We start from the raw sequence: 17,429 nt of genomic DNA, 5'->3' as shown, positions 1-17,429 counted from the left end.
ATCACCGGCAAGATCCCGTTCAAGCACGTCTATGTGCACGGCCTGATCCGCGACGCGGAAGGCCAGAAGATGAGCAAGTCCAAGGGCAACGTGCTCGACCCGATCGACCTCATCGACGGCATCGCGCTCGACGAACTGGTGAAGAAGCGCACCTTCGGCCTGATGAACCCGAAGCAGGCGCAGAGCATCGAGAAGAAGACGCGCAAGGAATTCCCCGAGGGCATCCCCGCCTTCGGCACCGACGCGCTGCGCTTCACCTTCGCCAGCCTCGCCAGCCCGGGGCGCGACATCAAGTTCGACCTGGCGCGCTGCGAGGGCTACCGCAACTTCTGCAACAAGCTGTGGAACGCCACCCGCTTCGTGCTGATGAACACCGAAGGACAGGACTGCGGCCTGGGCCAGCATGCTGCCGACCAGTGCGCGCCCGGCGGCTACCTCGACTTCTCCTTCGCCGACCGCTGGATCGTCTCCCGCCTGCAACGCACCGCCGCGGAAGTGGCAGAGCATTTCGAGACCTACCGCTTCGACCTCGTCGCGCGCGCGGTGTATGAATTCGTGTGGGACGAGTACTGCGACTGGTACCTGGAACTCGCCAAGGTGCAGATCCAGACCGGTGACGAAGCCACCCAGCGCGGCACCCGCCGCACGCTGATCCGCGTGCTGGAAACTGTGCTGCGCCTGGCCCATCCGCTGATTCCCTTCGTCACCGAAGAGCTGTGGCAGACCGTCGCTCCACTAGCCGGTCGCAAGGACAGCGACAGCCTGTGCCTGGCCCGCTACCCCGAGGCCGACCTGGGCAAGCTCGACGAAAAGAGCGAAGCCGACGTGGCCGAGCTCAAGGGCCTGATCTACGCCTGCCGCAACTTGCGCGGCGAGATGAACATCTCTCCCGCCCAGCGCCTGCCGCTGGTGGCCGCTGGCAACGCCGAGCGCCTGAGCAAGTTCGCCCCCTACATCGCCGGCCTCGCCAAGCTGTCGGAAGTGCAGGTGGTGGATGAAATCGGCAGCGAGGAACTCGCTCCTGTTGCTGTGGTGGGTGAGCAGCGCCTGATGCTCAAGGTGGAGATCGACATCGCCGCCGAGCGCGAACGCGTTTCCAAAGAGATCGCCCGCCTCGAAGGCGAGATCGCCAAGGCCAACGCCAAGCTGTCCAACGAGAGCTTCGTGGCCCGCGCCCCGGCTGCGGTCGTGGCCCAGGAGAAGGAACGCCTGGCCAACTTCACCGCCACCGTGGACAAGCTCAAGCCCCAGCTGGCCAAACTGGCTGGTCACTGACGGTCCGGGCGCCCACGCGGCGCTACCGCCCAAAAAAAATGGCCACGCATTGCGTGGCCATTTTTTTGGCTCTTTCTTCCTACTTGCGCCGAAGAAAGAACTCAAAAGCTCCATCGGGCAACTCCTGCTGCCCAATCAACTCATTGCCCGTCTGGCGGGCAAAGGCGGCGAAGTCTTTGACCGACCCCGGGTCGGTAGCCAGCACGCGCATCACCTGCCCGGCCTGCAATTCGGCTAGCCCCTTTTTGGCGCGCAGAATCGGCAACGGGCAGTTAAGTCCCCGGGCATCCACTTCCTTGTCGAAATCCATCGTCGAGCTCCATCTCGTACTAAGGCAATCAAACCCGGATTCTAACGCGGCGGCACCGGCCATCTGGCTGATATCGCGCCCACCTCTTCGACAACACCCTTAAATACCCCCTCAACATATGGAATAATGACATTCGATATTTCATATGATGTCATTAAAATATATCGAACACCCCGGGCCGGCACAGCCGTCAAATCTGGGTGCTAAAGGACAATCGACTTCGAAAGTAATGCGACATGCGATCCGACATGCTTCAAACCGTACTCAATGATCTGAACGGAAGCTCGGCGGATATCGAGGCCTCGGCCATCATTTCCTCCGACGGCCTGATGATGGCCGCCTTGCTGCCCAATACCGTGGACGAAGACCGGGTCGGTGCGATGAGCGCCGCCATGCTGTCCCTCGGCGACCGCACCGCACGGGAGCTCGCCCGCGGCAATCTTGAGCAGGTGCTGATCAAGGGCGCCAAGGGCTACGTACTGATGGTCCAGGCAGGCACCGATGCGGTGTTGACCGTAATGGCCAAGCCCAGCGCCAAGCTAGGCCTGGTCTTCCTCGACGTACGCCGTGCCGCCGACGCGATTGGCGGCATTCTCGGCTGACCGGAGCGACCGATGCTCGACATGCCTCCTCCCCCCGACGCAGGCGACGTTACCGAGCACCGCCTCGAACATGCCGACGGGAGCTGCCGCCAGGTATTCGTGACGCACATAGAAACACCCTACCCACAGGGGCGGCTGATCGTTTCCCGCACGGACACCCGCGGCATCATCACCCACTGCAACCAGTCCTTCGTGGATATGTCGGGCTACACGCGCGATGAGCTGATCGGCCAGCCACATTGCCTATTGCGCCATCCCGACATGCCTGCAGCCGCCTTCCGCGAACTATGGGAGACCGTCCAGGGCGGACGCCAGTGGCACGGCTACGTGAAGAACCTGCGCAAGGACGGCGGCCATTACTGGGTGTTCGCCACCGTCGTCCCCAACATCCGGGACGGACGCATCGTCGGCTATACCTCGGTGAGGCGGCAGCCCTCCCGGGAGAAGGTCGCGCAGGCAGAAGCCAACTACAGGGAGTGGATCCGGTCATGAGTTTCAACTTCACGGTCAGCCCCAGCTTCCCAGCCGAACGCATTTCCGACTGGTACATCTTCAATACCTGGCTGCAGCGTTCCCTGTCCATCCCGATCCATCTCGAACTGCACGACGGCTTCGACGCACAGCGGGCGGCGATAGAGGCCGGCCAGGTGGACCTGATCCACGCCAATCCCTTCGACGCCTCCCTGCTGGTCAGGGAAAAGGGCTTCCGCGCCATCGCATGCCCTGACGGCGAGCCAGACGAAATGGTCATCGTCACCGCCCTCGGACACCCCGCCCAGTCCGTCCACGACCTCCAACCGGGCACCCGCATCGCCTGCGCCAATGACCCCAGCGTTAACACGGTAGGCCGCATCCTCCTCGAACCTGCCAACCTCAATGTCGACAACACCATTGAACAGCAGAAGGAGACCTACATTCAGGTCGCCAAGGATCTCCTGCGTGGCCAGGCCGACGTGGGCTTCATGCCAGTCGGCGCTTACCATGGCCTGTCGTCCCTGGTCCGCCGCGAACTGCGTGCCCTGGTCACCAGCGACATCCAGGTAATTCACCATGTGTTCCTGCTCGGCCACGACCTGCATTCCCGTACCGACGATTTCCTGCACGCCCTCCTGTCCATGCATGAAACCGACAGGGGACAAGCCATCCTGTCGGCCCTCGGCGCCAGCCGCTGGCAGACCGTACAGCAGGAAGACGTGGAATTCATGATCGACATCATCTCCACGCTGACCCGGTGAACACCTTCATCACGGCCCCTGGCAACCCTGGTCGGATCCGCGCATCGAGCCCACCAGCTGACTTCGGACTGCCCGTCCGTACCCTGGACATCACCGCCGCATGGCGCTCGCCGGCCACTGCCACATTGCTGGCGGCCGAGATCGGGCGCCGGCCGGGCAACCTGCACGCGCATATGCAAAGGATCTCCATCTGGCAAAAGCTGGGCAACCCGGCCCAGACCGCCGCAGCCGTCATCGACCTGTGGATCGCACTGGGCGCCTGCGGAATCGAGCTGCGGACCCGCGTACTTCACGCACATCAAGCGGCCCTTGAGCAGCACAACCTGGATATCTACCTGCACGCCCGCCTCCACCGCGGCATCGATCGCCATGCTCCCGAGATCGCCCTGCGCGGCGTCGTCCTGGCCACCCCCGTGGAAGGGAGCCGCGCCTTCCTCCGCCCGACTGCGGCCAGCCGGATCCCTGGCCCAGCGCCCACCCCCTGAGCCGTCCAGGCCCCGCCCTGCACAGTCAACATGAGCCGTCCTTCGCCCAATCCAGCGCCAGCTCCGACCGCCATCTTCCTGTTGCACATCGGCAGCATGGACACCCGCCTGATCGGACTGTCGGTCGAGCGGCACTGGCAGCGGAGCATCCGCCTTGCCCAATCCCTCGACGAAGCCGACGTTGCGCTCATCGACCACGACCGCCCCGGCGTCGACAAGGCCCTGGCCCTGCTCGCCTCCCACCCGCATGTCCATGTCGTCGGTTATGCCTTTCGTCCGGAAGGCCTGCAGGCGCGCCATCCCAATCACCTCACGCTCGGCAAACCCCTCGATATCGCCATCCTGCCGAAAGCCCTGGGCCAGGCAACCACACGCAGCCGCCCCCGGCTCTCCGTCTCCCCGTCCAACATCGCGATTCCCGATGCCTCGACACCACGCCCGCGCCCGGGTGACGACGAGCCGGAGCTGTGCGGCACCCAGGCGGATCTGCCCCTTGTTCCCGGCGCGGCGCTACCCGACCGGCTCTTCTTTGCCCCCGAGCTGTATCTGGTCGGGCATCTCGCCCGGGCCCTGGACGAAGCACTGAGAACCGGGCGACCCCACGTACTATCCGGCCTGCCGCGCCTGATCGGCGTCCATCCGCTGCCCCAGCCCATCTGTGTGACGGGCTTCCGCGATACCCAGCTGCGCCCGTTCTCAATGGCCCAGCTGCCGGACGCCACCGCCCGCATCGTAAATGCCCTCACCATCAGCGGATCCACCAGCGGCGACACGATCCATGCCGCCGAAGACCTCCTGTGGAATACCGCGGCCTGGGCGTCCCGGGGCCGCCTGCCAGCCGGCATCGACCCCTACCGCCCGCGCCGCCTGCGTGCCTGGCCCAACTTCACTCGGGCCTGGGCCGCACCGCACGCACTACGGATCGCGGCCCTGTGGACCCGCGAGTGGATCAGTCCGGTCCAGCTCGCCTCCCGGCTCGACATTCCACAACGCTATGTGTTTTCGGTCTGCGCGTCGGCCCATTTCGCCGGGCTGTTCAACCCCGAGCCCTTGGCAGAAATGCCGCCCGCTATCGCACCGGAAGCACACCGCTCTCCCGCCCCCCAGCGCACCTCCATCCTGTCCCGCATTCTGAGGAAACTTCTCAATGCAGTCTGAACGCGTCCGCCACAACAAGATCATCTTCTCCGGCACTGTCGGTGCCGGCAAAAGCACCGCCATCAATGCCTTGAGCGACATTCTGCCGGTGAGCACCGAGGCGCTGGCCAGCGACGAGATCGCCGGCATCAAGAAGACCACCACCGTCGCCATGGACTACGGCGTACTCAACCTGCCTGACGGCGAGAAGGTCATGCTGTACGGTACGCCGGGCCAGGAACGCTTCAGCTTCATGTGGGAGATCCTGAGCACTGGCGGGATCGGCCTTATCCTGCTGATCAACAACGCCCGCCCCGATCCGCTCGCTGACCTGGAGAACTATCTGTCAGCTTTCTCGAAGTTCATTGCGGGCACTGCCGTCACCATCGGCATCACCCATATGGATCGCGCACCCGCTCCAGCGCTCGATGCCTACCGGGCGCGGCTCGCCGAACTCGGCCACAGCCCGCTGCCCGCCGTTTTCCGCGTCGACGCCCGCAGCCGCGAAGACGTGGCAATGCTGGTCAGGGCGCTCCTGTTCACCCTCAATCCCGGACTGAGCGATGCTTGAGATCGTCCCCGGCTCCCATCTCGCCGTCACCCCCTACGGAGCATGGCTGGCCGTTGCCCGCGCGGACGACGGCGGCCCCCGGCGGCGCATCCTGCGGAGCATTCTTCAGGAAACCGAGAGCCCGCTGCTGAGCGTGGATTCGGCGATAGCATGGAGCGGGGAGACATCGGCAGAGAAGGCCCTGGAAGCCCTCCTTTCCCTGCAGGACGACGCCAGCCTCGAAGGCTGGCCATCCCCCCGCAGCGCCCCGACCGGTGCTCTGGGAAGCACCCTGCCCCAGTATCTGGCGGTTCTCAGCGACAGCGGTCAGGCGCTGCTGGCCGACCATCAGGGCTTCTGCCTGGCGGTTACCGGCTACACGGCTGAGATCGGCGATGCGCTGGCGGCGGTCGGTGCCGACATCCTGTCGGTGACCGAACGGCAGGCCACGCCCCTGGCACAACTCGGGGCTCACCTTCTCGATGGCTGGGGCAATGTGGACGCCGCCGGCGTCAGCGGCCTCAGCTTCTGGCCGATGCACGTGGGCCGCACGCGGCTGGTGCTTGCGGTCAGCGGCCGGCCACGCTTCAACCAGCGCGCCTTTGCCGAACTGGTGTGGGCGCTGTACACGCGCTATGGCCGGATCTGAAGCCCGACCGCTCAGCGCTGTTCGCGCCGTTCTTTCATCTGCTCGGCCAGCAGGGCGCGCACCTCGCGCAAGCGGGAATCCACCGCCGAGTGCTCGAAGAAATCTCCGTCGTTCGCACCTTGGGCCAGCGTGAGCTGCTCGGCTGAAGCCGCATAATTGCCCTGGATCGCATAGACCTCGCCGAGCGAGCGATGCTGAGCCAGCCGCCTGCCCAGGCCAGACTCCGCGCGGGCGCGCAGCTCCCACAGGGCCGCATTGCCCGGCCTGGTCTGCACCTCGGCCTTGGCCAGATCAAGCGCTTCCGCATACCGCCCGCTATCGATCAGGGCGCCCAGTTCACCGTAGATCAGGCGGAGAGACTGGGGAAAGCGGGTACGCGCCTCGCGGAAGATCTTCGCGGCGCCAACCGGATCGGCGTGGGCAAGGCGCAGGTCCGCCTCCAGCCCATCGATCATCGGCGACACCGCGCGGCGTTTGCGCAGCTCAACCATCGCCTTGTCGGCATCCGCCAACCGCTTTGCGGCCAAGTACGCCCGGGTCAGCTCGTACTGGGCCGGCACGGCCAGCGACGCCGTCCGTCCCAGGCGCTCCAGCTCCTCGATCTGCTCGCGACGCACCTGCTTGCCAACCTTGAGCTTGGCGCGCACAAGTTGAAAATCCAGAGAGTCCGGCACCTGGCGGTAAGGCAGCTGCATCACCCGCCCCTCCATCTCGGTGATCCGGTCGGAGGTCAACGGGTGGGTCCGCAGATAGGCCGGGGCGCTGTTCTCGTAGAGGCGGCTGTTCTTCTGCAGGCGCTCGAAGAAGCTCGACATACCCCGCACGTCGAAGCCGGCCGCCCCTAGGTTCTGCACACCGAGTCGGTCGGCTTCGCTTTCAAAATCCCGCGAATAAGCGAGCTGATTGCTGATGCCCGCCGCCTGACCGGCCATGATCGCCGCCTGGCTGACCTGCGAATTGGACTTGGCGGCCAGCACCGCCACCAGAAGGGATGCCAGCATCAGGATGCCGGTCTGGCTCTGCTTGCCCACCATGCGCGCAATATGGTGCTGGGTGACGTGGGCGATTTCATGGGACAGCACACCGGCGAGTTCGGATTCACTTTGCGCCGCCACGATCAAGCCGGTATGTACGCCAATCTTGCCGCCGGGCATCGCAAAGGCGTTGAGCGAAGGATCGCTGACACCGAAGAATTCGAACGGCAGCCCCGCCCCGGCCCCGGCGGCCACCAACCGATCACCGAGATTGTTCAGATAGTCCTCTATCTCGGCATCCTGCAGGTAGGCGGGATCACGCCAGCGGATCTCACGCATGATCTGCGCGCCAATGCGCTGCTCCGCAACCGGAGAGAGGTCGCTGGCGGAACTGTCACCAAGTTCCGGCAGGTTCTGGGCAAAGCCGCGCGGCATCATGGCCACGCACAAGAGGGCGGCGATCAGACGATTTTTCACGGTGCTATGATACGCGACCCCTGCAACCAGTTCCCCGCCCCATGAGCGACGCTCTCACCCATTTCGACGCACACGGCCAGGCCCACATGGTGGATGTCTCTGCCAAGTCAGAAACCCGCCGGGTTGCCCGTGCCGAAGGGCGCATCGTGATGCAGCCGAGCACCCTGGCCAGGATCCTCGCCGGCGACAACAAGAAGGGCGACGTGATCGGCATTGCCCGCATCGCCGCCATCCAGGGCGCCAAGCGGACCGCCGAGCTGATCCCCTTGTGCCACCCGATTCCGCTGACCCGCGTCGCCGCCGACTTCGTTCCGGAGGGTGGCGACACCATCCGTTGCACCGTCACCGCGGAGACCGTCGGCCGTACCGGCGTCGAAATGGAAGCGCTCACCGCCGTTCAGATCGGCTTGCTCACCGTCTACGACATGTGCAAGGCCGTGGACAAAGGCATGACAATGGAGGGCATCCGCCTGCTCGAGAAGGAAGGCGGCAAGTCCGGGCATTGGAAGGCGGAAGACTAAGGCATGCGCCGCCGGAGCTTTCTGCAGGCCTTCGGCTCCGCCGCGGCCCTTGCCCCGCTCATCGGCAGTGGTCTGCTCAAGCCCCAAACGGCACTCGCTGCGGACAGCGGGCGTGCAGCCTTTGACGCCCAAACGGCCCTCGACGCCCTGCGCCTGCTCGGTGCGGGCGCAGCCGAACAAAACGCCGCCCTGACGATCAGGGCACCGGAAATCGCAGAGAACGGTGCCGCCGTCCCGATCGAGGGCATCAGCACCATCCCGGGCACGACGAGCTTGTCCGTGCTAGTGGATAGGAATCCCTTTCCCCTCGTTGTGCGATTGAGCTTCGGCCCACAAGTCCTGCCGCGCTTCCAGACCCGGATCAAGATGGCTGAGAGTTCCCGACTGCGGCTGGTGGCCACGGCCGGCGGCAAGTTCTACACCGTGTTCCGGGACGTGAAGGTCACCGTCGGTGGCTGCGGAGAATAAGGAACACCATGGCCGATCCGATCAAGATCCGCGCGACACTGAAGGGCAGCACTGGCGAAGTCCGGCTGTTGATCCCCCACCAGATGGAATCGGGCCTGCGCCACGATCCGGCTGGGCAGCGCATTCCCGCCGACTACATCACGTCCATGACGCTGAGCCTCAACGACCGCCCGGTGATCGAGGCCGGCCTGGGGACGGCCGTATCGGCCAATCCCCAGTTCGCGTTCCAACTCCAGGACGTCAAGGCCGGTGACCGGGTCGGCGTCGCCTGGCTCGACAACCACGGGCAACGTGGGGACGCCGAAACCACCTTCGGCACGACCTGAATCCTGCAGGCTGGCGGACCGCCGTCCTTGTCATCTGCGCACGCAAGACAGGCTTTCGGCACGGGGCTAGAATGCCCGCATGCAGCCGGCCTAATCCCTTTCCCGCCGGCAATCCCCTTCTTCGTCACCGGTCCGCCATGAGCAACGAAATCGAACTCAAGCTCACTTTTCCGCAAAAATCGCTTGCCGCCCTGCGCCGCCACCCGCTGATCGCCGAAGCCCCCCGCGAAGGCCGTAGCGTGACCCTCGAGAACACCTATTTCGACACGCCTGAGCTTGAGTTGCGCGAGCGCCGCATGGCTGTACGCACCCGCAAAGCCGGCAATCACTGGCTACAGACGGTGAAGTGCGCCGCTGAATCTGTCGCCGGCCTCTCCAGCCGACCGGAATGGGAACAGCCCTACGCCAACGGCAGCTTCGATTTCTCGGCCATCGACCGGGACGACGTGCGCGCACGCCTCGAGACCCTCCACCCGCGGCTGGTGCCGGTGTTCACCACCCACTTCAAACGCGAGACCTGCGTCCTCACGCCGCGCGAAGGCATCAAGGTACTGGCGATGATCGACAGCGGGACCATTGAGGCCGCCGACCGCAGCACGCCCCTGTGCGAACTCGAACTGGAACTGGTGGAAGGCGATCCGCGCGAACTTTATGCCATCGCACTGAATTTGGCGGAAACCCTGCCCCTCACCCCGGAGAACGTCAGCAAGGCGGAGCGCGGCTATCGCCTGTATTCCAATCACGCCTTGCGTCCAGCCAAGGCCAGGCCGTCGCGCCTGAATGCAGAGCAGTCCCCGGTGGACGCATTCCGCGTCATCGCTTTCGACTGCCTGGCCCTGTGGCAAGCCAACGAATCCGGCGCCCGGGAAAGCGACGACCCTGAGTTCATCCACCAGCTGCGGGTCGCCTTGCGCCGCTTGCGTTCCGCATTGCGCCTGTTCGGCCCCGCCCTGCCCGCCGAGTTCGTGCAGCGCTGGTCCGATGGCCTCAAGGACGCGGCCGACGGACTCGGCGCGGCCCGCGACCTCGACGTGATGCTCGCTGAAGTACTCACGCCAGTTGCCGAGTCAGGCCTTGCCGATGAATCAACGCTGCGCCTGATGGCCATGGCCGTGGACCGCCGTGACCGCGAGAAAGCAGCCGCCCGCGAGCAACTCCTCGCCGCCAGCCACGGCCGCCAGATGCTGGCCCTCGCAGCCGACCTCTACGCGCTGCAAAGCGATGCCCTGGTGAAGTCCGCGAACCTCACCACCTTCGCCCGTCTGCAGTTGAGTCAGTTGCGCAAACGTGCCCGCAAGCGCCACGCGGCTGCAGCGGAGCTTCATCCGGAAAAGCTCCACGAGTTGCGGGTCTCCCTCAAGCGCCTGCGCTACGCAATCGAGTTCTTGCTGCCCTTGCTGCCGGAAAAAGCCACCGTGCGTTACGCCAACGACATCGCCGAAGTACAGGAAACCCTTGGCTATCTAAACGATGAGGCGGTGGCACGCAGCCGCCTGAAGGGCTGGGCCGGCAAGGACCCCGAGCTGCGCAGCGGCGCGGCCTTCGTCGCGGGCTGGCACGCCCCGCGTATCGCCCGCCTGCGCAAGAGCGTGCTGCCCTCCCTCGAGCCCATCCTGTGGGGCAAAGCCCCGTGGAGGCGATGATGGCTTCATCTTCCGGTAACGTCGCGGCCGCAGACTCCCGCCCTCTTTCGAGGAGCGAGGAGACAACAAAAATGGATCTGCTGCTATGGCGCCACGCCGAAGCCGTGGACGGACTGCCGGACAACACCCGCGAACTGACGGAGCGTGGCATGCGCCAGGCCCACAAGGTGGCCGAATGGCTTGAGAGCCGCCGCCCCAAGAAGCTGCGCGTACTGGTCAGCCCGACCACGCGGACCCGCCAGACCGCCAGCGCCTTCACCACCGATTTCGAGATCGTCCCGGCCCTGGCGCCCGGTAACGATATCTCCGGCATCCTCGCCGCTTGCGGCTGGCCGGACGGTGGTGGCTCAGTACTGGTCGTCGGCCATCAGCCGGAGCTCGGCCGCCTGGCCTCCCTGCTGTTGTCCGGCCACGAAGCCGACTGGACGATCAAGAAAGGCGCCCTGTGGTGGTTCACCAACCGCGTCCGTGAAGGGGAAACCCAAACGGTACTGCGCACCGTAATGCCGGCCGATCTGGTTTAACAAGACGAGCCACACATAGCAAAAGGGCCACCGGGTTTCCCCGGCGGCCCTTTTTTGTCAGGCTCGGGTTCTACAACTACCCCTTACACCGACAGCGCCTTAACGTGCTGGATGACCTCACCGATGGCCTGCTGGGCCGAGCCGTACAGCAAGCGGGTGTTGTCCTTGTAGAACAGCGCATTCTCGATGCCCGAGTAGCCGGTACCCTTGCCGCGCTTGACGACGATGACGTTCTGGGCGAGATCGGCGTTGAGGATCGGCATGCCGTAGATCGGGCTGGACTTGTCGGTGCGCGCCGACGGGTTCACCACGTCGTTGGCGCCGATCACCAGGGCCACATCAGCCTGCGGGAAGTCACCGTTGATCTCTTCCAGGTCGAAGATCTTGTCGTAGGGCACGCCCGCCTCGGCCAGCAGCACGTTCATGTGGCCCGGCATGCGGCCCGCCACCGGGTGGATCGCGAAGCTGACGTCTACACCGGCCTCCTCCAGCAGCTCGGTCATCTCCCACACCTTGTGCTGGGCGCCGGCCACCGCCATGCCGTAGCCCGGCACGATGATGACCTTGGAGGCGTAACGCATCATCGCCGCAGCATCCATCGCGCCAACTTCCTTCTGCTCGCCCTCCACCGCTTCGCCGCCGCCGGCGGCTGCCATCGGTACGAAGAGGATGTTGCTGATCGGCCGGTTCATGGCCTTGGCCATCAGCTGGGTCAGCAGCGTGCCGGCTGCGCCGACGACGATACCTGCGATGATCAGCGCCGGAATGCCCATCACGAAGCCTTCAAAACCTACAGCCAGGCCGGTGAAGGCGTTGAACAGGGAGATCACCACCGGCATGTCGGCGCCGCCGATCGGCAGCGTGATGACGGTGCCGAGCACCAGCGCCAGGATGAAGAAGGCACCGACCAGAGTCGGGTCGATCTCCGGAGCGATCACGATGGCCGCGCCAACACCCACCGTCACCAGGGCAAGGAGGATGTTCACCGCGTTCTGGGCGGGCAGCCGGAAGGCCTTCTTCATGACGCCCTGCAGCTTGGCCCAGGCCACCACGGAGCCCGCGAAGGACACCGCACCGATCAGCGCGCCGAGGGTGGCCAGCAGGGTCACCACCACGCCGTGCATCTCGCCGCGGGCAAACTCCACCGCCGCGATGGCCGCTGCAGCACCGCCGCCCATGCCGTTGTAGATCGCCACCATCTGCGGCATGTCAGTCATGGCGACCTTCTTGCCGGAAATCCAGGCCAGCGCCCCACCAACAGCGATGGCGATGATCATCAGCGCGAAGTTGTTCATGCCCGGGGTGAGGAAGGTCACCACGGTGGCGAGCACCATGCCGACACCCGCCCAGACGATGCCTTTACGCGCCGAGACCGGCGAACTCATGCCCTTCAGGCCGAGGATGAAGAGGATCGCGGCGACGAAGTAGCTCGCGTCGATCAGCCATTTGATAGCCATCAGTTCTTCTCCTTAGCCTTGAACATGGCGAGCATGCGTTCGGTTACCACGTAACCGCCCGCCGCGTTGGCGGCACCCAGCAGTACTGCGACGAAGCCGATGGCCTGTTCGAGGGGGGTTTCCGCCTGGCCGAGGGCGATCATGCCGCCCACCAGCACCACGCCGTGCACGAAGTTCGAGCCGGACATCAGCGGGGTATGCAGGATCACCGGCACACGGGAAATCACCTCGTAGCCGGTAAAGGCAGCGAGCATGAAGATGTAGATTGCAACAAATCCGTCCATGGTCTCGTCTCCCGGTCAGAGGCCCAAGGCCTGCTTGACACCCGCGTGGCGCAGTTCGCCCGCGTGAGTCAGACAGGCGCCGGCCATCACTTCATCGTCCCAGTCGAGGGTCAGTGCGCCGTCCTTGATAAACGGGCTGATGAAGTTGAAAAGGTTCTTGGCGTACATCTCGGAGGCATGCACCGGCATGCGGCTGGGGATGTGGGTGGGACCGATGAGGAGGGTCTCGCCAACCCACACCTTCTCGCCAGCCACCGTGCCAGCAACGTTGCCGCCGGTCTCGGCAGCCATGTCGACAACCACCGAACCGGGCTTCATGCGCGCCACCATGTCGGCGCTGATGATCACCGGCGCCTTCTTGCCCGGAATCGCGGCAGTCGTAATCAACGCATCGCAATCAGCGACGGCTTTGCCGAGCTTCTCGGCCTGCTGGCGCTTTTCGTCGTCGGTGAGCTCGCGGGCATAACCGCCGGAACCGGAGGCGGAGACGCCAGTATCAACAAACTTTGCACCCAACGACTCGATCTGCTCCTTGGTTTCCGGCCGCACGTCGTAGCCGGAAACCATCGCGCCCAAGCGCTTGGCGGTGGCGATGGCCTGCAGGCCAGCCACACCGGCGCCGATCACCAGCACCTTGGCGGGCCGGATGGTGCCGGCGGCGTAGGTGAGCATCGGGAAGAACTTCGGCGAATGGTCGGCGGCGATCAGCGCGCACTCGTAGCCCGCCACTGCTGCCTGGCTGGACAGCACGTCCATGCTCTGTGCACGACTGATACGGGGCAGCAGTTCCAAAGCGAAACAGGTGATCTGCTTTTGGCGCAAAAGCTCCACGCGCTCCTTGCTGGACCAGGGTTGTTGCAAACCCACCAGAACCGTACCGGGCTTCAGCTCGGCCAGGGCTTCGAGCCCCAGCGGCTGGACCTGAAGGATGACGTCGGCCTTTTTCAGCACCGACAGCTGATCGCTGGCCAGTTCGGCTTCTCCGTAATCTGCGTCACGGTAGTAAGCCGATGCGCCGGCATCTGCCTGGAGCAGCAAAGCTGCGCCAAGCCCTTGATATTTCTTGGCTACGTCCGGAACCAGCGCAACGCGGCGCTCTCCCGGCGTAAGCTCTTTGGTCACACCGATGACCAGGGGCATGAAAGCTCCTTCGAGGGGTAGTTGGAAATCTGCTATCGTCGTGAGAGGGTTTCACGAACGACCCAAATCTATTGGTGAATACCCTAAAAAAAGCTGGTTTTCACCTGAATACTGCATCTAAAAACGGTTATTTGAACCGAATATCGCAAATACGATGCGAAAGTCTAGCAAGAAACGATCCCATCCCAGCCGAAAGTTAGGGTTACCCCCAGGTTCACTGGTCCATATCGGTGAAATCAAGACTGAAAAGCCCAGCATCACCCTCATAGAGTTCGATTCCAATGGTTTGGTCGAGACACGCTTCGATTCCGTCGAAGCATCCCGCCAGTATCAACCCGGCGGCGGCAAGCTGTGGCTGAATGTATATGGGCTGCACGACCCGGCCGTGATGGCGGAAATCGGCCGGCGCTTCAAGCTGCACCCGCTGGTTCAGGAAGATATCCTCAATACCCATCAGCGGCCCAAGAACGACGAATACGCCGACTACCTGTACATCGTCGCGCGCTGTTTCGAGTTCAATACGGAAAGTCGCAGCCTGAGTTCAGATCAGGTCAGCATCGTGCTCGGCCGCAATTTCGTTCTGACTTTCCAGGAACGCGCCACTGGCACCTTCGAAGCCGTACGGGAACGCCTGCGCTCCGAACACGGCGCGATGCGCACCCACGGTGTCGACTACCTGGCCTACGCGCTACTGGACACCCTGGTGGACCGCTATTTCGTGATGCTCGACAACCTGGCCGACATGGCCGAGGAGTTGGAGGACCAGGCGCTGAGCCACCCGACACCGGAGCTTCTAGCGGAGATCAACCGGGTCAAGCACGAAGCCCTGGTCCTTCGCCGCGCGGTCTGGCCCTTGCGGGAAGTACTCAATGCCCTGGCGCGGGCGGACAACAGCTTCTTCTCCGGCGACACGCGCCTGTATCTACGGGATATCTACGACCACACGGTGCATGTGCTCGAAACCCTGGAGTCGGTGCGCGACCTGCTCGCTGACCTGCTGGACATCTACCTGTCCAGCGTCAGCAACCGGCTCAATACCGAAGTGCGCATCCTAACCGTGCTGACCACGCTGTTCATGCCTGCCACGCTGATCGCCGGCATCTTCGGCATGAACTTCCACGACATGCCGCTGCTCGCCGAGCACGATGGCTTCGACATTGCAATGGGGATGATGCTCGGCGCCGCAGCCCTGATGGCCGCATCGTTCTGGCGCCGGAACTGGCTCCGCACGCGCTGACTTCAGCGGCGGTGGGACGGAGTGTTATTGACTTCCACCAACTTGACGATGGCCAGGGAGATGTTGTCCCCCCCTCCCTTGGCCCGCTGGCGCGCCAGCTCAATCAGGGCCGAAGCAGCATCGCGGGGTGACATGCTGGCCAGGATCTGGCCCGTCTCGTCTTCGTTGATATAGGCCCACAGGCCATCGGAACACAGCAGGAAGGCATCGCCCCCCACCAGCGGCGACGCATGGCCGAAATCGACGCGGGGCTCCCGCTCCGATCCCAGACAGGACAGCAGTACGTTGCGGTTAGGGTGGCGTAGCGCCCCTTCCGGATCCAGCCGCCCCTTGCGCACCAGTTCTTCTACCAGCGAATGATCGATGCTGCGGGTCACCAGCTTGCCGGCCCGGAAGTGATAGAAACGTGAGTCCCCGCAATGGGCCCAGTCGGCCCGGTCCGGCTGCATCATGAAAACGACTGCCGTGCTGTGGGGATCCTGCTCACTGGTGAAGCGGGTCAGCTTGATGACGATGTGCGCCTCGTCGACGATGCTGTGCAGCAGGTCGGTCGCGCTTTCGGACGCCGGCGCGAAGGCCTCGAAATTCTGACGCGCTTTCAGAATCACCTGCTCCGCCGCCATCGCTCCACCGGAGTGCCCGCCCATGCCATCCGCAAGCACAGCCATCAGCGTCCCTTTCCGGGTGGGATGCGCAAAGACCGCAGCCCTGTCCTGCTGCTCGGTCCGGTCACCCGTATGCTTGGCCACGCAGGCTTCCGCCTGATAGCGCTTCTTGGCTGAAGTGGTGTCGGGCGCCGCAAACGAGGATGGGCTTGGTCTTAACATAAGGCGGGCAACAATGGCTGGTAAGTCGTCACCGGTGTCAGCGCATTCAGATTTCCGGCGCTACCCGGCCGGGGATAGACGACGATTTTCAATTTCTTAATATTAACCGTTAATTCGGAATATGCCGGCCAAACACTCGGCCACGACACAATCTTTCAGAACGCACTCGTGACATATTCATCAATGCAACAACGATGTTGAGCGGGTATTTTTTACCTCACTCCGAGGCTCCTCGGGCCCTCTCCCGCCAACACGCCAAAACTCTCGACGGACCACGTCAATATCCCAGCGGCGGCGGCAAGCTGCCCTAAGCCTTTCCGCAGCAAACCGGCCCGTCCCGTCACCGACCGCCCTTGAGCCCAGCCGGTTCCCGCCACTGCTCGGCAAAGGTCTCGCACACGGCACGCACCGCAAAAGTCTCAGGCGGCCATCCATCCAAAAGAATCCTCGGTCGGGCCACTCGGCACATACTCGCAACCAATCCACCCGCCGTAGCCCATCGCTCTCAGATGCTTGAACAAAAAGGGAAAGTTGATCTCGCCCGTGCCCGGCTGGTGACGCCCCGGATTATCCGCCAGCTGGATATGAGCAATGCGTTGCAAGTGGGCACCCAGGGTCCGGGCAAGATCCCCTTCCATGACTTGAGCATGGTAGATATCGTACTGCAGAAACAGATTCGGCCGCACCGCCTCATCCAACAACGCCAGCGCCGGCACAGTCCGGTCCACCAGGAATCCAGGCGTATCGCGGCTGTTGAGCGGCTCCATCAGCACCTGACGGCCCACTGGCGCCAGCGTGTCGGCAGCAAAGCGGAGATTGCCCACCAAGGTGTCACGCAGCACGGCCTCGTCACTGCCAGGCGGCCTGAGTCCGGCGAGACAGTTGATCCGGGGGCAGTTCAAGCCCTCCGCGTAACGTGCCGCTTCGAGCACCCCATCGCGGAACTCGGCCACCCGCTCCGGCAGGCAGGCAATTCCTCGCTCGCCGGCCGCCCAGTCACCGGCCGGAAAATTGAACAGCACCACCTCCACCGCCGCCCGCCGTGCGGCGTCCGCCACCTCGTCAAGGGGGAAGGCATACGGAAAATGGAACTCGACCCCCTTGAAACCGCTTTCCGCCGCAGCCGCGAAACGGTCGAGAAAGGGCTTGTCGAGAAACAGGAAAGACAGGTTGGCAGAGAAGCGCAGCATCGACGTAAGCCTCCAGCGGGTAAAAATTGCGTCCGGATCTTGGCTTGATTGGACGGGAGGGCGGCCGCAGAAACCAAAGGCGGCCGCCTGATGGGTTATCATGCGTGACTTGACCCCA

The 17,429-nt window shown here is 64.1% G+C and carries 21 protein-coding genes; 14 read left to right on the top strand and 7 right to left on the bottom strand.

The window, feature by feature from the left end:
* Positions 1–1,275, top strand: a 1,275-nt coding sequence (locus ACE3RX_RS02360; RefSeq protein ID WP_374479889.1) for a class I tRNA ligase family protein, incomplete at its 5' end; no start/stop codon positions are given.
* 79 nt (positions 1,276–1,354) lie between these two features.
* Here the strand turns inward: ACE3RX_RS02360 and ACE3RX_RS02355 are convergent.
* Complete coding sequence (locus ACE3RX_RS02355; protein WP_374479887.1) at positions 1,355–1,585, bottom strand: sulfurtransferase TusA family protein; 231 nt, start codon at positions 1,583–1,585, stop codon at positions 1,355–1,357.
* 248 nt (positions 1,586–1,833) lie between these two features.
* Here ACE3RX_RS02355 and ACE3RX_RS02350 point away from each other — a divergent pair, with 248 nt between their 5' ends.
* Genes ACE3RX_RS02350 through ACE3RX_RS02320 form a run of 7 tightly spaced genes read left to right on the top strand, consistent with a single transcriptional unit; the run spans position 1,834 to position 6,243 of the window.
* A complete protein-coding gene (locus tag ACE3RX_RS02350) occupies positions 1,834–2,187 on the top strand; it encodes a roadblock/LC7 domain-containing protein (RefSeq protein ID WP_216819993.1) in 354 nt (117 codons plus the stop codon).
* 12 nt (positions 2,188–2,199) lie between these two features.
* A complete protein-coding gene (locus tag ACE3RX_RS02345) occupies positions 2,200–2,679 on the top strand; it encodes a PAS domain-containing protein (protein WP_374479884.1) in 480 nt (159 codons plus the stop codon).
* Positions 2,676–3,422 (top strand): phosphate/phosphite/phosphonate ABC transporter substrate-binding protein, encoded by a 747-nt coding sequence (locus ACE3RX_RS02340; protein ID WP_374479882.1) that lies wholly within the window; start codon positions 2,676–2,678, stop codon positions 3,420–3,422. The genes ACE3RX_RS02345 and ACE3RX_RS02340 overlap by 4 nt, the downstream gene beginning before the upstream one ends.
* Entirely contained in the window at positions 3,419–3,907 is a 489-nt protein-coding gene (locus ACE3RX_RS02335; protein WP_374479880.1) for a hypothetical protein, read from the top strand. The genes ACE3RX_RS02340 and ACE3RX_RS02335 overlap by 4 nt, the downstream gene beginning before the upstream one ends.
* Positions 3,908–3,937: 30 nt before the next feature.
* Positions 3,938–5,065, top strand: a complete 1,128-nt coding sequence (locus ACE3RX_RS02330) for a hypothetical protein (protein WP_374479878.1) — start codon at positions 3,938–3,940, stop codon at positions 5,063–5,065.
* Positions 5,055–5,615 (top strand): ATP/GTP-binding protein, encoded by a 561-nt coding sequence (locus ACE3RX_RS02325; RefSeq protein ID WP_374479876.1) that lies wholly within the window; start codon positions 5,055–5,057, stop codon positions 5,613–5,615. Before ACE3RX_RS02330 ends, ACE3RX_RS02325 begins: the two co-directional genes overlap by 11 nt.
* Complete coding sequence (locus ACE3RX_RS02320; RefSeq protein ID WP_374479874.1) at positions 5,608–6,243, top strand: hypothetical protein; 636 nt, start codon at positions 5,608–5,610, stop codon at positions 6,241–6,243. The genes ACE3RX_RS02325 and ACE3RX_RS02320 overlap by 8 nt, the downstream gene beginning before the upstream one ends.
* Positions 6,244–6,254: 11 nt before the next feature.
* Here the strand turns inward: ACE3RX_RS02320 and ACE3RX_RS02315 are convergent, their stop codons facing one another.
* Positions 6,255–7,694, bottom strand: a complete 1,440-nt coding sequence (locus tag ACE3RX_RS02315; RefSeq protein ID WP_374479871.1) for a M48 family metalloprotease — start codon at positions 7,692–7,694, stop codon at positions 6,255–6,257.
* Between the two features lie 41 nt (positions 7,695–7,735).
* Between ACE3RX_RS02315 and moaC the strand changes: the two genes are divergently transcribed.
* From moaC to ACE3RX_RS02290, 5 genes are all read left to right on the top strand, one after another.
* A complete protein-coding gene (moaC, locus tag ACE3RX_RS02310) occupies positions 7,736–8,215 on the top strand; it encodes a cyclic pyranopterin monophosphate synthase MoaC (protein ID WP_374479869.1) in 480 nt (159 codons plus the stop codon).
* A 3-nt stretch (positions 8,216–8,218) separates the two neighbouring features.
* Positions 8,219–8,683, top strand: a complete 465-nt coding sequence (locus ACE3RX_RS02305) for a thiosulfate oxidation carrier protein SoxY (RefSeq protein ID WP_374479867.1) — start codon at positions 8,219–8,221, stop codon at positions 8,681–8,683.
* Positions 8,684–8,691: 8 nt separating this feature from the next.
* Positions 8,692–9,009 carry a thiosulfate oxidation carrier complex protein SoxZ gene (soxZ, locus tag ACE3RX_RS02300; protein WP_374479864.1) on the top strand — a complete coding sequence of 106 codons (318 nt, stop codon included), beginning with the start codon at positions 8,692–8,694 and terminating at the stop codon, positions 9,007–9,009.
* A gap of 137 nt (positions 9,010–9,146) precedes the next feature.
* Positions 9,147–10,652 (top strand): CHAD domain-containing protein, encoded by a 1,506-nt coding sequence (locus tag ACE3RX_RS02295; RefSeq protein ID WP_374479862.1) that lies wholly within the window; start codon positions 9,147–9,149, stop codon positions 10,650–10,652.
* Positions 10,653–10,723: 71 nt separating this feature from the next.
* Positions 10,724–11,176, top strand: a complete 453-nt coding sequence (locus tag ACE3RX_RS02290) for a histidine phosphatase family protein (RefSeq protein ID WP_374479860.1) — start codon at positions 10,724–10,726, stop codon at positions 11,174–11,176.
* A gap of 83 nt (positions 11,177–11,259) precedes the next feature.
* On the opposite strand, the gene ACE3RX_RS02285 is transcribed toward ACE3RX_RS02290, so the two are convergent.
* From ACE3RX_RS02285 to ACE3RX_RS02275, 3 genes are read right to left on the bottom strand one after another with little or no spacing between them, the layout of a single operon-like run.
* On the bottom strand, positions 11,260–12,633 hold the full coding sequence (locus ACE3RX_RS02285; protein WP_374479858.1) for an NAD(P)(+) transhydrogenase (Re/Si-specific) subunit beta: 1,374 nt from the start codon (positions 12,631–12,633) through the stop codon (positions 11,260–11,262).
* Positions 12,633–12,917 (bottom strand): NAD(P) transhydrogenase subunit alpha, encoded by a 285-nt coding sequence (locus ACE3RX_RS02280; protein ID WP_079435886.1) that lies wholly within the window; start codon positions 12,915–12,917, stop codon positions 12,633–12,635. The genes ACE3RX_RS02285 and ACE3RX_RS02280 overlap by 1 nt, the downstream gene beginning before the upstream one ends.
* Positions 12,918–12,932: 15 nt before the next feature.
* On the bottom strand, positions 12,933–14,057 hold the full coding sequence (locus tag ACE3RX_RS02275) for an NAD(P) transhydrogenase subunit alpha (protein ID WP_374479855.1): 1,125 nt from the start codon (positions 14,055–14,057) through the stop codon (positions 12,933–12,935).
* 154 nt (positions 14,058–14,211) lie between these two features.
* Here ACE3RX_RS02275 and corA point away from each other — a divergent pair, with 154 nt between their 5' ends.
* On the top strand, positions 14,212–15,294 hold the full coding sequence (gene corA, locus ACE3RX_RS02270) for a magnesium/cobalt transporter CorA (protein ID WP_374479853.1): 1,083 nt from the start codon (positions 14,212–14,214) through the stop codon (positions 15,292–15,294).
* Between the two features lie 2 nt (positions 15,295–15,296).
* On the opposite strand, the gene ACE3RX_RS02265 is transcribed toward corA, so the two are convergent.
* Together ACE3RX_RS02265 and hyi are read right to left on the bottom strand one after the other, a co-directional pair.
* Positions 15,297–16,121 (bottom strand): PP2C family serine/threonine-protein phosphatase, encoded by an 825-nt coding sequence (locus tag ACE3RX_RS02265; protein ID WP_374479851.1) that lies wholly within the window; start codon positions 16,119–16,121, stop codon positions 15,297–15,299.
* Positions 16,122–16,540: 419 nt separating this feature from the next.
* On the bottom strand, positions 16,541–17,311 hold the full coding sequence (hyi, locus tag ACE3RX_RS02260) for a hydroxypyruvate isomerase (RefSeq protein ID WP_374479849.1): 771 nt from the start codon (positions 17,309–17,311) through the stop codon (positions 16,541–16,543).
* Between the last annotated feature and the right edge of the window lie 118 nt (positions 17,312–17,429).

The organism is Zoogloea sp. (genome assembly GCF_041914405.1).
GTDB lineage: Bacteria > Pseudomonadota > Gammaproteobacteria > Burkholderiales > Rhodocyclaceae > Zoogloea.
Note: the sequence above shows the minus strand (reverse complement) of the source record. Positions and strands in the feature narration are given on the sequence as shown.

What these genes read in the sequence shown, in the direction of transcription:
- ACE3RX_RS02305 (WP_374479867.1), top strand. Translation starts at nt 8,219, where the DNA reads ATGCGCCGCCGGAGCTTTCTGCAGGCCTTCGGCTCCGCCGCGGCCCTT.
- soxZ (WP_374479864.1), top strand. Translation starts at nt 8,692, where the DNA reads ATGGCCGATCCGATCAAGATCCGCGCGACACTGAAGGGCAGCACTGGC.
- corA (WP_374479853.1), top strand. Translation starts at nt 14,212, where the DNA reads ATGCGAAAGTCTAGCAAGAAACGATCCCATCCCAGCCGAAAGTTAGGG.
- ACE3RX_RS02295 (WP_374479862.1), top strand. Translation starts at nt 9,147, where the DNA reads ATGAGCAACGAAATCGAACTCAAGCTCACTTTTCCGCAAAAATCGCTT.
- ACE3RX_RS02325 (WP_374479876.1), top strand. Translation starts at nt 5,055, where the DNA reads ATGCAGTCTGAACGCGTCCGCCACAACAAGATCATCTTCTCCGGCACT.
- ACE3RX_RS02290 (WP_374479860.1), top strand. Translation starts at nt 10,724, where the DNA reads ATGGATCTGCTGCTATGGCGCCACGCCGAAGCCGTGGACGGACTGCCG.
- ACE3RX_RS02355 (WP_374479887.1), bottom strand. Translation starts at nt 1,585, where the DNA reads ATGGATTTCGACAAGGAAGTGGATGCCCGGGGACTTAACTGCCCGTTG.
- ACE3RX_RS02280 (WP_079435886.1), bottom strand. Translation starts at nt 12,917, where the DNA reads ATGGACGGATTTGTTGCAATCTACATCTTCATGCTCGCTGCCTTTACC.
- ACE3RX_RS02330 (WP_374479878.1), top strand. Translation starts at nt 3,938, where the DNA reads ATGAGCCGTCCTTCGCCCAATCCAGCGCCAGCTCCGACCGCCATCTTC.
- ACE3RX_RS02320 (WP_374479874.1), top strand. Translation starts at nt 5,608, where the DNA reads ATGCTTGAGATCGTCCCCGGCTCCCATCTCGCCGTCACCCCCTACGGA.
- ACE3RX_RS02350 (WP_216819993.1), top strand. Translation starts at nt 1,834, where the DNA reads ATGCTTCAAACCGTACTCAATGATCTGAACGGAAGCTCGGCGGATATC.
- ACE3RX_RS02265 (WP_374479851.1), bottom strand. Translation starts at nt 16,121, where the DNA reads ATGTTAAGACCAAGCCCATCCTCGTTTGCGGCGCCCGACACCACTTCA.
- ACE3RX_RS02340 (WP_374479882.1), top strand. Translation starts at nt 2,676, where the DNA reads ATGAGTTTCAACTTCACGGTCAGCCCCAGCTTCCCAGCCGAACGCATT.
- hyi (WP_374479849.1), bottom strand. Translation starts at nt 17,311, where the DNA reads ATGCTGCGCTTCTCTGCCAACCTGTCTTTCCTGTTTCTCGACAAGCCC.
- ACE3RX_RS02275 (WP_374479855.1), bottom strand. Translation starts at nt 14,057, where the DNA reads ATGCCCCTGGTCATCGGTGTGACCAAAGAGCTTACGCCGGGAGAGCGC.
- ACE3RX_RS02345 (WP_374479884.1), top strand. Translation starts at nt 2,200, where the DNA reads ATGCTCGACATGCCTCCTCCCCCCGACGCAGGCGACGTTACCGAGCAC.
- ACE3RX_RS02285 (WP_374479858.1), bottom strand. Translation starts at nt 12,633, where the DNA reads ATGGCTATCAAATGGCTGATCGACGCGAGCTACTTCGTCGCCGCGATC.
- moaC (WP_374479869.1), top strand. Translation starts at nt 7,736, where the DNA reads ATGAGCGACGCTCTCACCCATTTCGACGCACACGGCCAGGCCCACATG.